The organism is Nocardia sp. (assembly GCF_025465275.1).
Taxonomy (GTDB): domain Bacteria; phylum Actinomycetota; class Actinomycetes; order Mycobacteriales; family Mycobacteriaceae; genus Nocardia.
Genome location: NZ_JAODNK010000211.1, coordinates 1 through 14,125, shown reverse-complemented (window position 1 = coordinate 14,125; position 14,125 = coordinate 1). Strand labels below are relative to the sequence as shown.

Annotated in this window: 8 protein-coding genes; 4 read left to right on the top strand and 4 right to left on the bottom strand. The window is 61.3% G+C overall.

Translation table 11 applies throughout. The annotated features are described in order from the left end of the window. The first annotated feature begins 768 nt into the window (after positions 1–768). On the top strand, positions 769–1,455 hold the full coding sequence (locus JWN03_RS42130) for a MerR family transcriptional regulator (RefSeq protein WP_297627994.1): 687 nt from the start codon (positions 769–771) through the stop codon (positions 1,453–1,455). A 340-nt stretch (positions 1,456–1,795) separates the two neighbouring features. Here the strand turns inward: JWN03_RS42130 and JWN03_RS42125 are convergent, their stop codons facing one another. Further along, positions 1,796–2,725 (bottom strand): radical SAM protein, encoded by a 930-nt coding sequence (locus JWN03_RS42125; protein WP_297627992.1) that lies wholly within the window; start codon positions 2,723–2,725, stop codon positions 1,796–1,798. A gap of 702 nt (positions 2,726–3,427) precedes the next feature. Further along, on the bottom strand, positions 3,428–4,948 hold the full coding sequence (locus tag JWN03_RS42120; RefSeq protein ID WP_297627990.1) for a hypothetical protein: 1,521 nt from the start codon (positions 4,946–4,948) through the stop codon (positions 3,428–3,430). A gap of 426 nt (positions 4,949–5,374) precedes the next feature. On the opposite strand from JWN03_RS42120, the gene JWN03_RS42115 reads away from it, so the two are divergent. The 3 genes from JWN03_RS42115 (at position 5,375) to JWN03_RS42105 (ending at position 8,205) form a co-directional block, all read left to right on the top strand. Further along, on the top strand, positions 5,375–6,457 hold the full coding sequence (locus JWN03_RS42115; protein WP_297627988.1) for a helix-turn-helix domain-containing protein: 1,083 nt from the start codon (positions 5,375–5,377) through the stop codon (positions 6,455–6,457). A 154-nt stretch (positions 6,458–6,611) separates the two neighbouring features. Then, a complete protein-coding gene (locus JWN03_RS42110) occupies positions 6,612–7,199 on the top strand; it encodes a hypothetical protein (RefSeq protein ID WP_297627986.1) in 588 nt (195 codons plus the stop codon). 196 nt (positions 7,200–7,395) lie between these two features. Then, entirely contained in the window at positions 7,396–8,205 is an 810-nt protein-coding gene (locus JWN03_RS42105) for a hypothetical protein (RefSeq protein WP_297627984.1), read from the top strand. Between the two features lie 101 nt (positions 8,206–8,306). On the opposite strand, the gene JWN03_RS42100 is transcribed toward JWN03_RS42105, so the two are convergent. Beyond that, positions 8,307–9,356, bottom strand: a complete 1,050-nt coding sequence (locus tag JWN03_RS42100; protein WP_297627982.1) for a hypothetical protein — start codon at positions 9,354–9,356, stop codon at positions 8,307–8,309. A 17-nt stretch (positions 9,357–9,373) separates the two neighbouring features. Further along, complete coding sequence (locus JWN03_RS42095; RefSeq protein WP_297627980.1) at positions 9,374–10,348, bottom strand: hypothetical protein; 975 nt, start codon at positions 10,346–10,348, stop codon at positions 9,374–9,376. Positions 10,349–14,125: the final 3,777 nt, after the last annotated feature.

Genomic DNA, 14,125 nt, shown 5'->3' with positions numbered 1-14,125 from the left:
TCTCTGCTGGTCGACCGCAATACACGGCTGCCGAGCACGAGGTGCCGGTGCGGCGCCCTCGGTACCGAATCGGTGCGCGCCGGTCGGGGTCCGAAGTGGACGATGCGGACCGGGCGCCTTTCGTCGATCGAAGTGTTGCGGTAGCGCTCCAGCTTCTCGATCACACGACCGGTATCGTCGTACGCCACGCCCGCCCATACCGATGCCCGCGGCCCAGCGCCTCGTTCGATCAGCGTTTGCGCCAGCTCAGCACATCTCGTCAGCAGGTCACAAGTGCCGCAGATCCGAACAGCGGCCTGCCAGGTGTCAGGTGTACCAGCGTCCAGATCCCAGTCGCCGGGCCGATCCGCACATGGCGGCCGCAGCGCGGTCCTCGAGTGAACTGGCGAAATCGCCGAGAGCGCAATGAATCCCGCCACATGTGAACGGGATGGAGTGAATTTCATGACCGTCTCCGGAAAGCCTTGGGCGCGCCAACCGATGCGCGCCCAGTTGTCAGGCGGACATCGGGGCTGCTCCACAGACCCCGGAAAACCGGCGAGGAAACGCCAGCTTCCGCACGGTAACCCACTGTTGGCCTGACGGCAACTACCTCCACCGAGGCTTAACCAGACATTGATTCCCACGTCACATGACGTTCCGACAATTAACGGTACATCAATCATGCCCCAGCTATCGGGGAGTATGCGCCGAATCTGACCACCAATGGACGGACCGATCAGTGATGGCACGTGATTTCTAGGGTCAATCTGTGCTTTCCTAGAGTGTATGGAGGTGGAGACCGAGTACACGATCGACGAGCTGGCACGGGCCGGCGAGACCACCGTGCGCAGCGTCCGCGTGTACCACGAACGAGGTCTGCTCCCCTCCCCCGAGTTGCGCGGACGGGTCGGGTACTACAGGACGGATCACCTCACTCGGCTGCATACCATCAGCCGGCTGCTCAACCGCGGCATGAAGCTGAACGGAATCAGGGAGCTGTTCGACGCATGGGACCGTGGTGACGGATTGGCCGACGTCCTCGGCGTTACCGGCAACGGCATCGCGGATGCGCGCGACGCCACCATGGACGCCCCCGCCGACTCGCCCCCCGCGCGCATCGAGGCAAGCACTCTTGATGGAGGCGACCTCCTCGACGAATACCGCCTCACCAACCCGCGCTGCTACCACCTTGCCACCCACCTCATCGGTGCGGGGTTGTCGGTCCCTGCTGCCGAGCAACTGGTCGAGCAACTGCGTACCGACTGCGAACGAATCGCCGAACGCTATGCGTCACAATTATTCCGGGGCCCGGCCGACCAGGGCCGCGAGTCCACACACTCACCGCAGGACCAGGCGAGCTTGGAGTCGGACAGGGCGATTGCCCTGCTCCTCGTCACTGCCGCAGTCTCCGATCTCCTCGATCAGGCTTTCACCCGATTCGCCGTCATGCCAGTACCCGAACCCGCCGACTGATCGTTGCCGTTCTCAGCTTGTTGGCGGATGTCTCGATGACCAGCGCCCAGCGAAACTCTTGATACCGGCCATGTACGCAGGGTCGCTATGAACCAGATCGCGGTAGTCCCAGGGGAATTCGACTGCTACTGCGCTCCCTGTTTCGAAACAACCAACCCGCGTGTCGTCGGTGTGGCGGGCCGTTGCTCGGTCACTGACTTCGTTGAGTTCTACGCAGGTCCGCGTCGCCGATGACGTAAGCCGGTCACCCATCGTCGATCTCGCGGCACCGATTGCGGACCATGGTGCGACCATCAGCCTCCGTGGTGGCGTCGTCATCGAAACCAGGCTGGAGCGACGATCACAGCTCAGCCCGCTGCGGAAACCGGACCTCGATCACGGGGACTCCGAGACCGAACTTCCCTGGCACGGTGCGCGGACCGTAGGACCCACTGGCACGCGAGTGGCAATGTCCCCGAACGCCGGCGTCAGCGACCACGTGATGCTGTGCGGCACCGGTAATCTGAACCGTCACGATTTCGCCTACTCGAATCGGGCCGCCTCGAGCAGGCTGCAAATGTGCAAGCCTGCCGTCACGCGTCCGGCCACACATCCACCTCGACCCCGTATCCGACTTGTCCAGGCCACCGGTGACCAGCAACTCGACCGTCGATCCGAGGAGTGCCTGATTACCCTCGAGTGAGATCTGCTCCTGCGCCGCCGTAAGCCGGGCCATTCGCTCCCGCGCGACAGCTCGAGTCACCTGATCGCAAGCGGCCACCGTCGTCGGCCCTGACCGGATGGCGTACCGATACGTAAACGCGGTGGCGAACCGCACCTCACGGACCAGACTCAAAGTCTGCTGGAAGTCCGCCTCTGACTCACCGGGAAACCCGACGATGACGTCGGTGGAAATGGATGCATAAGGCATGGCAGCCCGCACCTTCTCGACGCAGCGTACGAAGTCCGCCCGGCGGTAGGCGCGACGCATGTCTGCGAGCACACGGTCGGATCCCGACCGCAATGACAGATGCACCTGCGGGCAGATGTTCGGAGTCGCTGCCATAGCTTCGACGACCTCGTCGGTGAAGTCTGCGAGATCCGCCGAAACGAGCCGCACTCGCTCCAAACCTTCGATCGTGCGGCAGGCACGCAATAGGTCGAGGAGCGCACTGCGGCTGGAGGATTCACAATGCTCGGCGCAATGGGCGGCGCGCGAGCCGACATTCCGCCCGAGCAACGTCACTTCCAGCACTCCTCGTTCGACCAGCGCGCAGACCTCGGCCAGCATGTCCCCTGGGCAGCCTCCGAGTGCGCCAGCGCTCGGTAACGGCGCATCGAAGACAGTGCCTGCATTGTGCCGCTCCCGAACCGACACCCTGCCGGCGTAGGACGACGGACGCCGGGCAGACAACGTGGATGCCCACGGCACGTGTGAAGCGTCGAGGAGATCCGCAAGATAATCAGAATTGTTGAGGTTCTTCAGACCACCGTGAGTACGGATTACATGGGTAGTTGGCACCACCGTGACACACTCCTGATTCCGATCCCCCTTACCTGGATCCCGTCTCCAGGTTTTCGAGGTGCGTAGCCACTGGCTCTCGGTAAATCATGTCGAGCATCTCAAGGTACGGCGTACCCACTCTGAACAAATCCGCCAAAATGCCGAGAACGGAGGCCGCCCCCACTGCCGATCATTCCCATGATTGGGAATGATCTCGCCGCTTTGCACAGATCAAAGCCGCTACAGTCTCAAATTTGGCAGGTCGGCACTCAGCTCGACGAAGCCGAGCACTCGTAAATGGTGACTCGAGCCAGCTGGTCGACTGGCTTTAGTTCTGTTCGACACGTATGTCTGACAGCTGTGCACCCTGTCCGGGGTGTAGCCCTCGAGCACAAATGATCGTATGGTCATCAACACGAGTTCGTTCGTGAGATATCCCCGGATTCGCTGTCCATGAAGGAAATTTGCATCCGGGGATTCTGTTACGCCTCAAACTGTGAGACCCTGCCGCTGGCGATATCGCTGAGCAAAACCGGAGGCATACGAAGTCGGCCCGATCGAGGAGGTCGAATGCTCAAGGATACCGTCGTCGGCGACATAGAAAACTGCCCGTCCCGCAGCGACCTGACCAGATCGCACCGGTACATGAACCATCCAGCCGCAACTTATGCGGTCCGCTGTCAAGAGCTCCAACGGGTAGCCCGTGGTGTCATAACCTCGACCTCGGATGTACTCCTGCACACGGGAAATCGCCTCTTCAGCGACGATCGGTTCCACCGTCATCGCGAGCAGACCGGCAAGGCCGAATTGGTACAGCGCGCCGTCGATATCGAAGTCGCCCGAGTCTCCGAAGATCTCGCGGACAGCCTCACGCGTCACCCCTCCAGCCTGCGCCAGCCTCACCAATGAGACTACGGCCTGGAGCAATCCGTCACCGTTTCGATTTTCGATCAGGCCAGCGACGATTCCGCCGACCGCCTCGATGGTCCACACTCCAGGGACCGCCTCTGCGCATTGCTCCGCCGACGGCGATTCCCCTCGATGCCAGCGCCCAGCATCCCACCAGTAACAGAAAGAGAGCAGCCCGACGCCGACACGCCGATTCAGAACTGGATTCGCAATCCAATCCGGTGCGCCCGCATAGTAATCGGGCAACACCGCGCCATCGTTGTATGCCGCATCCAAGGCCGGCGCGTTCCACACACCACCAGACAGCACCGCCCGCCCACCCGGCAAGGCATACAATGTCGATCCGCTACGCCGTGAGCTCTCGAACCATGCGAACGACGGCAACATCCGAGGACCACGGGTCGACCGCACCGCAGTGAAGACCGCAGCGATCGACGCCCAGCGCGCCCACATCACCGGAAGGTCCGGAAACTCATTCTCCACCAGCTCAGGCCGTCGCCGAGCGGTGTGATACGCGCGCGCTTCGGCCGCGGCCTGCTCAGGGGTCCGCAATTGCCTGTCGCCATGACCGAGATAGGCGGCCAGCCACACGGGCAACCGCCCGCGCGGGAACTCACGAAGATCAGCGAGATACGCTTCGGGAGGCAGCAACTCGTCCGGAGGTTGTTCGCCGTAGTCGTAGACGACATCGCGCTCCCCGCTCGCGTCGACACGTAAACGCAACCCCCACCACGGCCCCTGATGCTCTTGCGGCGAAAACACACGTAACCGACGGGCAACCTCGCACATCGTCTCCGGCGCGTCGATCGATAGAAGTCGCTCGCCGACGAGGTAGACGCATCGGCCGCGGCAGAGTTCGACCGTTACGGTGAGGTCGACATCTGCGGAACGCCAGCCACCCGGTCCTGCCGCAACAATCTCACGAACCAACTGGGCCTCGAGCTCCGCACTCTGATCGTGGCCTGTGCCGAGAAGTCCGCTGGCGGGTACCTGCAAGGTCAGTGAATCAGACTGCCCCAGCGTGAAACTCACATCAGCATCTGCCTCTGACCCGATGCCTTCTTCCTCTGCGGCGAAGACATTGCCAGCCTCCCCACTCACGAGTTTTCCCAAAGACTTGGTAGATCGACGCCCGGGCCACCAGTCGACGTGCTCCAACCCAACAACATTTCGCCACTCACACGGCGGCTCCTTATCCCCTGCGACAAAGGCATATAGCGGACGCTAGACCCCCAGCTACCGCATTCTCGATGACCTGGAGGGCACTGCGGCCGCGCCGAGACCCCACAATCAAAGCCGCGACACCGTGTTGACTACTTAGCAACATCTTTCGCAGTGGCATCCATTACCTGAGGGATGATCGCATGATTGCCTACGAACAACATCCGCCACATGCCCGATATCGGCCAACTCCCGGCACTGGGAACCACTCGACGGCCGTTGGCAGCATCGTCACGAGAACATGGACGCCATGATGTCGTTGCATGCGATTGGACTTGCGCAAGCACTGCACGCAGGTGATCAGTCATGATGAAACTGACCGGCCAACAGCTGAGCGAGCTTCACGATCTCGTCGAGTGTCCTGACGTTCCTACCGTTGTCGGCAAGCGCGCTCAAATGATGCTGTGGTACGACCAGAATCGGTCCAAAGCCGAGATCGCCACTCTGGCAGGTGTTTCGTGGATGACGGTCGATAGGTGGCTGTCACGGTACCTGACCGAAGGGATTGCCGGCCTGCTCGACCACCGGCAGAGCCCCGCCCACAAGCCGGTTCCCGCGGGGATTCGCAGCAAGATTCTCGTTGCGACGCACAGTGCTCCGCCAAACGGTCTGCCGCGCTGGTCTTCTCGGGAAATGGCCAAGTTCATTGCCCGGACGGAGGGTGTCGCTGTGTCACACAACTATGTCGCCGCCCTTTGGCGCAAGTGCGGATTGAAGCCCCTTCCGCACGGAACGCTCGAACCCACGATGCGAACAGCCGATATTGTCGGCATCTATCTAGCCCCACCCGGTGGGGCCGTCGTCCTGTGTTCCGACGAGGTGAGACACACTGAGGCCGTAGACGAGGTAGTGCCGCTCATACCGATCCACGTCGCCCCCCTGCACGGAATCGTGGGCCGGGGACGGCCCGGCCGGGCAAGTAGCGGGTTTCTGAGTTTCCTGTGCAACGCGGCGAAGCCTCACGCGGGCAAGGATATTCAAGTCGTAGTCGACAATCTGTCAACTCGAACCACACCCGACGCACGGATCTGGCTGGCCGCGAACCCGCAGATCCGGGTTCGCTTCGCTCTCGCCGGCTCGACCCGGTTGACCGAGATCGAAGAGTGGGTGTCCATCGCTGCCGAACAGTCGATCCAACGCGGCAACGCCGATTCGGTCCGGAGCGTCACCGACCGACTCCGCAACTACATCAAGCACCCCGGTGCGAATTCGAGTCCCTTCATCTGGGCCGCAAACCCAAACGAGATCCTCGCTTCGGCCACGCTGATACAGACCAACGTACGCAGAGTCATCCGGCGAAGAGCGACCACCGCGCCACCGGATCCTCAAGGTGGAACAACAGTCCGCAACGTGAACTCCAGCCACCAACGCAGGTTGCGCTCCGTTTGACTAGGTCCTCGCCGACACCAGGAGATCAGTACCGCATCGAGCCCAACCCAATCAGTTGTCAGCACAACGCGCCGCAGCCCGCGTCGGCGAAGACCGTAACAGCAGTTGCTCCACCAGTCCTGTGATTCTCACCAGTGGGAACAGTGCAGCTCGCGTGACTGATATTAATGAAAGTGACTTCCATTTCAATTTCCGGTCGGCGGTCATGCTGCCACCGATAGAGGAGCCCGAAAACGTGAACATCTCCCGTGCGCTCATCGCGCTGACTCTGACAATCTCCGGTGTCGGGCTTGCAGCTGGTTATGCCACCGCCGAATCGGTCGAACCACACGCCGTGGCAAACCCAGCACCAAACACCTCACCGATCGATCAATCGAACGCGCCCCTGCAAATCGATGATGCGCACGACCCGCAAACCGATTTCAACAACGCAATCGGTGTTGCGGCCAATCAGGTCGGCCTGGCCGCGACCGCCGGCGCAATTGCCGGGACAGCTGTCGGTGTCGCGATCGGCTGCCCCCTCGGAGCAGTGACCGCCGGCTTCACCGCACTGCCCACCGGCCCGATCGCGCTACCGGCGGCGGCATTGGGATGCGTCGCCGGCGCGAGCATCGGTATCGGCATCGGTGCCGCAATCGGCACCGCTGTAGTCGCCGGGCCGGTGGGTGTTGCCAGTGCCGTTCAGGTCTACAACACCCTGCATGCGGCGGGTGACATCGCCGGCCCAGTTCCGTCCTACTGAGCCACAATTCGGCATCGACAACAGGCTCGTCGCCTCGACATAGCAACACGTACCGGTACGGCGAAGCACACCGCTGTCCGACACTCTGCCGCTGCAACGACGTCGTCGGTGATGGTGGGGGCCACCTGAATGGCGGCTTCCCACCATCGGCGAGTGCATCCGCGTCCGGCACGAAGCTGGGTTCTACGCTCATAACATGGTTCAGCCCACGCCATGGCAAGCGCGGCTCCAAACCCCGCAGCAAAAAGGCAAACCGCTTGTTCGACACGCCAGCCGGACGTTGCGCCACCTCGTGGGCGCGAGCATATTCCTGCCTCGGTTTCATGCCATGCTGGTGCAGCTGATCACAGCCACGGGCTGCGTCCTACTCCTATTGGTGCTGTTCCAGCCATGGATCGCGGCGTCCGGGGTGGACGGCAAGGTCGATTCCAACGCGTTCGGCACCCTCCACATCACGACCTCGCTGGTGTCGTTATGGTCGAGCTCGCCACCACATCGGGCGGCGATCTCGGGCACGTGGGGAATTCTGACCGGGCTCTCCGCACTGGGGGGCCTGTGCACCATATTGGCCAACTTGCGCACACAGCGTGCACTCGGATCGTATGCGGTAGCGACGCTTACAGCTGCCGCAGCGATATTCTCCTCGGCCACTTTGTTGTATCTCAACAGCAAAAGTGGTGACCTGAAGAGCATGCTCGGGTCAGGTCCAGCGCTCGACCTGGGCACGCAAGCCGGCCTGATCATCCGATGGATGTCAGGCAATGGCGACTACCCGGTACCAGGGCTACACAAGGTGTCGTACAGCACCGCCAGGCTCACCGGATGGGCGATGCTGGCCGCGACGGTATCGATACTAACGGCAGCTACATCGATCAATCGGCCCCTTCGAAACGACCTGTTCGAGCGAATCCGCTCGATTCGATACAGCCTGGCACCCGCGATACAGTCGCCATCACGCCTGGATAGCGACATAACTCACGAGCAGGACCCCGACCATCCGATGTGACAGGCTCACGAAGTCGTGACAACCCAACTGCCGCGACCAAGACCCCCCCCCGTTCTTTGGTGGATTTGAAGCGCAATCACTTTGTGCGCCAGTAACTCTCGTCAGAGCCCTTCATCCGACGCGAGCGCCACACGGATAATGTCGGAGGTCCGATCCAAGAGCGCCTCCAAACGAGCGACCGCATCATCGAGCAGATCCGGTATGTCGGAAAGAATCTCATGATCGCGGCGACGCGCTGCGGTGCCCTTGGAGTAGTAGTCAGGACTCAACTCCAGATCACCGGCAGATTCCGTTGTGATCTCTCCCAGCGGATATTTTGCCGATTCCTGTTGGCGTATAAAGTATTTCGGCAGATCGCCAGTCAGGTGCCTGTTCACGACTGCGGCGACGGCCTCGGCCGAGAGTCCAGGCAGCACCGGCGCATCACCTGAGCGATCGATCCGCGGCATCGGCGCATAGCCGTGCCGATCGAGCATGACGAACAGGGGCTGATCACCGGCGACGGTGTCAGCCGAAACCCTTGGCAAGGCGCGAGATTTGAGCGCGTCCTCGAGCAAACTATGGCCGTTATAGCGCTGTAGGGCAGGACGTACCGCCAGCCAACCGTGCACTGCCCCAGAAGGGCAGCGATGCGGGTCTCCGGTCGCACTGACCGCGGCCAGCGGCTGCGCGCCGAAATAGACCGTCTCTGCGTCGATTCGCACATCGCCGCAGGTCAGACGTGCGATATCGGCGTAGGACAGGCCGGCTGCGGCCAGCACGAGCAGGGCGGCGTTTCGTCTCCCTGCCAACCCTCCGGGCCATCCCCACACCGGAATGCGCGGCAACAGCAGATCGACAGCGTGTCGCCACCGCGCCGACCGTGCGGCGCGAGCCTCGTCGAGCGCCTGCCTCAGCGCCTCGGCGCGCCCGGGAGCACGCAGCCCTGTGAGCCGGTGGGCATGGTTGATCGCGGCGACCCGTCCAGCCTGGGTTGCCGGACGACCCGGGTGATCGGCGAGATATTCCAGCACCGTCAGTGGCGCGGCAGGCAGCGCGCTGACCTCGACCGCCGCACACCAGATCGCGAAATGCCGCCAATCGCGGCGATAGCGCACTGCCAGCCCCAGCGGCGCGGCGGTACAACCGAATTCGCTGTCATCAAGGTCCACTCGCGCTCGCTCCTTCACTAAAGGCCCAGGTGATCAGCGGTGGAGACCCCGCTCCCCGGCTCACGGCGGTCGTAACCCATCACGGTGCGAACGTCACGGTGGCGCATATGCCGAGCGACGGTGTACGGATTCGCCCCGTTGGCCAGAGCCTGGACCACCGCGCCTGCCGGCGCCGAATGCCCGCGTAGCCCGTCGACGACCTCGGGATCGAACCCGGCCTCAGCAGCGCGGCGTTTCAGGATGTTCGGCACCGAGCGGGCGGTCAGGGCCTGCTCATGCGGCAACCCGTCGCGGTCGAGTGGACGGAAGAGCGGAGCTCCCGCCCGCCGGAAGTAGGGCCAATCGCGCTCGCATATATGCAGCTCAGCGGAAGAAACGTCCCGCCGCAGCAGACGCTGAACGGCCATTTGCCCAGCAGCGACTGAGTCGTCGGCAACCGTCGCAACCGCCCGGTCGAATGCAGCGAGAACTACCAGCCATCGAAGTAACGCACACCACGGGCAGGTCCGGGCATCGATTCCACGGCCCACCAGCACTTGCTCGGCACCTGCGGGCGACCCGCCGTTGGCTCGAACACCAACGAGCAGAAACCGATCCTCGGGATCCCGCATACGACTCACGTCTGCGATCGACAACCCCACCAACTCGCCCCGCCGCAGGCCGGCGGCGTATTGAACGACGAGCAATGCAATATCTCGGCGCGCAGCAACGTGTCCCCTCCAGCCATTCGCACACTCGCCGATACTGGCCACCAGGCGTGCCAGCATTGGAGCCAACAGCGGTACCGCCGTATCAGGCTCGAACCCGCCCTCTTCGCGGCGGCCGCGGATATCTTCCAGGGTGCCGGTGACCACCGCCGAGCTGACGGGGTTGGGAAGCCCCGCCTCGGAGTAGTAATAGGCGATTGCGGTACACCACGCTCCTATAGTCGCCGCGGCGTACGACGGCTTCCCGGCGTCAGTGATCGCATCAGCGGCTTCGGCCAGATACACCGCCAGGCCCTCCTCGTAGGACACCATCATCCCTGGGTGCGGCGGCAGCGGCGGCCCTCCCCGAGCATCGCACCAGGAGGCGAAACGGCGCCACGACGCCGCGTAGGCTGCAAGCGTCGCTGGCGACCTTGCCTTCTCATGACGTCGTGGAACTGGGACGTCATCGGTAGCAGCATGCAATTCCGTCCCCGAAACGACCGCTCCCGTCGACAGCGGGACAAGGTCGGCGACCTGGCCCTGCCGTGTATCGCCGAGGAAGCTCAATCGGGCACGGTCGGCAACGGTGAGTGCGAGCGCATGGCCGGTCATCACCATGCCGCCTTCCAGCCCAGAAGCCTCCCAAGGGAACCCGACGTGCAGTCCACTGTGATCACGGTGACAACCGTATCATGGAAAACATGCCTTTCACCTGGTCATTTCCTCATTGGGGTTCCGATATTTGCATCTAACTGAATCCCGAACAATTGAATACAGGGTGAGTACGCTCACGACCTCAAAGATCTCGGATTCGACCGTCACCGCAGGGTTCGCCAAGACTCCTCGAACCCGCGCCTCCCAGGTGGGCCACACCTGGCAATTCTACGTCATACCGTCCCCACCTGCGGATTTCCACGCTTGGGGTGTCCTCTCCGACGCGGCCAAAAACCGAAACCGGGGTGGCCAACCGACTGAACGAGTCGCGGACGAAACTCCGATTGCCGGGGTGGGTTCGCACATGAAGTCCATCCCACGCGAGGTACACGCCAAACCTGACTCCAGCTCGATTCCGAACGCCTTTACCCCAGGTCGCGCACGGAATACCCGCTGATCAGAGTATTGAACCCGCCAGATCTAACGCTGACGGCCTGTTCCACCCAAAGGTGTGGTCGAGTTCCATATGTGGGTACAAGTCGCCCTGCGGGTCGACTAGGTGGGTTTTTGGCAGTTGCCCCGTTGCGGACTGGCGAAAACACACGGAAAACGGGCATTCGAACGCTGCAATAGCAATTGTCTGGCTATCCAACCTCGGCGCTACCCCACTCCCCCTGCACACCGTCAGAGTCTGCTGTCTGTTCTGGCTTTCGGCGCAAGCGCGCTTGCACTAAGGATGCCCGTTGGCCACAGCCGTACATGTTCCAAGGATGTGAATCTGCCGATCCTGTGATGATCATTCGCTCCTCAACAGGCGTGGCTTTAGGGCTTTCGAAGCACTCCAGTGGTCTACAACCTGGGAGAGCCTGCTCGAGCCTGGCCCCGGCGAGGCAATGACACTAAGGAAGTCACTCTCCCACTAGCTCAGCGCATCGAACGACCCGCGTTTGGCTCATCGGTTCTCGTTGCCCAGCACACGAGTCCTGGGCAGCCAGCGGACGATGGATCGCGGACCTGCCGACGCAACGGCAGCCAGGGACGCATTCGAAGTCGTGGTGACACCAGCCGACAAGAACAATCAGTCCCCGGGCTGACTCGCACGACGACCCCTTCATTGCTCAAACCACGAACCGTTCGAACTACGACCGAGGATCCGACGTGCTGTCGATCAAGGCCGCCGTATCGGCAGATAGAGGGCGCCGACTTCCCCTGGCCGGCGAGAGTGAGTGTTGTGTCAATCGACCAAGCACAGAGTGCGACCGCGGATTGCGAGATGTGTTTGCTTCCCAACCGCCGCTGCCGGTCGCCACATAAGGCCAAGGCGGTGCTATCTCAGAGGAAGTTCTGCCTGCGGCACCCCAACCACGGCGCCAATTTGGGCTCGCCCGGAAGAGGTAGATCGATGTCCTCTACTGCGAAAAAGTCCGTGTCCGACTAAGTGAGCGTTCAGTCAGCGTAAGTGATCACGCCGACACACCTGTTACTGCACAGAGCCGACGACACGGATCGAGACTATGGCGCGGAACGACACCGTCACCAACCCCCGCCGTAGCAGTCCCGTTCGCTCTCGTGGATGTTTCGGTGACGGGTAGATCGACATCCATTCAGCAGAGATCAAAGCTGCCAGGATCCACGAAGGGTTCCTGTTCGCCAAGTATCACTGACAGGGGTACGGGTTCCAGACGCTCCCCAGTCACGCACCAGAGAAGATGGTTCCGAAAACTGTGCCAGGATCTGCGGTGTCACGACGACGCGTATGCCACAGCTCTTCATCGATACCGCCTAACCGGATACACTCGCAGAGCAGAATGACCGGAGTCGGAGACCACTCCAGTTCGAGAGAGCCGAGAGGGGGAAGTGAATGATTCAACCGCAGCGGTTGCGACGACAGATTGCCCCTCGTCCATCTCGACATATTGAAGTCAATGGAACCGTCCACGACCACCATCTTGGTATGGTTCCTCGCCGGACATGGGCAACGAATTACCAGCCTTACCTGCCAATTTACCGATATGCCACTTCACTGGCGATGCCATATGCCAGCCGCCGGGACGGTGCTAACGTCTTATATGCGACACACTCTACGACTCTCCATCGTATCAACCATGCGACTGTCCATAAGACGGTCGATAAGACGTTAGCACTGATGGTGGATCAGACCAGCCCACATGGCTCTGAGAGAGTCGGATTTTCGACTGCCTGCACGGTGGTCTGTCGGGTTGATATCACGCGCATACGATTGCCCTCCGTATGCACCCTTCTATTAACACATCCACAGTCCACTGCAACAGCCTCCACGAAGACGTCCAGCAAGGACGTGGTAGCAACCCTTCGCTCAACCTTCTACTTGATAGAAGCCGTGGCATATAAATCCGCCTTATTCATTGCATATACTAGGATAAGTTCAAGTACACCGAAAACGGGTTGGAGAAGAGTCGGTGCATGGGTCATTAAGCTCGGCTTAAAATCGGCCGATACCACCGGCGCAGCAATGACGCTCAGACAGGCAACTTGCTCGTCACATACTATGGACACTGACATTGGCATCTGTTTGGCCGCACACCTACCAGTAGCAGAGATACGTGGTTTTGCTATGTATAGGGTTCGATCAGCTGGCGATGCACAAGTCTTTGCTCGCTCCATGAGACGAGTATCAGAACAAGCCGCTTCAATGAGGTCCACTACAACCGTTACAGCGCGCTCAATGTCTCCCTGTGTTAGTGCTCATACCTCGACAATCAGACCGAGCGTACGGTCGGCCCGGATCTTGATCCCGAAGAAGAGTGTTTCTTCTGTACGGTCTCTGCTACGTGGCCAAGTCGCCCAACAGGACGATCCTTCACCGTCACCTCTGATACATCTCATGATCCGTCAGACAGTCGGTACCAAACCTGTCCTTGGTGCACTTTCCTATGGTTCATCAGAGGACCTTGTTCAGATGTGTCCAAGTGCCATCAGCTGGAGCGTGCATAAGAGCAGATATGCGCGCCGAAGAAGCGTCGTGCAAATGAGGTCCGAATCCATCGTGACATTGGCGCACCATAAGAACTGAGGACTTGACTCCGCATCTGCTCCGGCAGAGACACTTGGAAGGTGTGCCTTTGCTACAAGACGTTGGACTGTGTTGATAGCGTCGGCACAGGTACGCCTGCGAGCAGGAGATCCTGCCGAAGGCGTCGTCGTACACACACCCGGTCTCCGGGCAGTCGCTCAGAAACACTGTCAGGCAGGCGCTTTGACTTCACCGCGTGAAAAGTCCGCTACCACTCTCCTGCCCACGACACACCCCCTCGAGATGGTTGGTCCTGTCGGTTGACCTCCGGTAGTGTTCCGGGCGTGACGAGTTCGCGTTTGCTGTCAGATGTCCGCGCCGTGAGACGAACGATTTTGGTGGCCAACCAAAAGGGGGGAGTGGGGAAGTCGTCG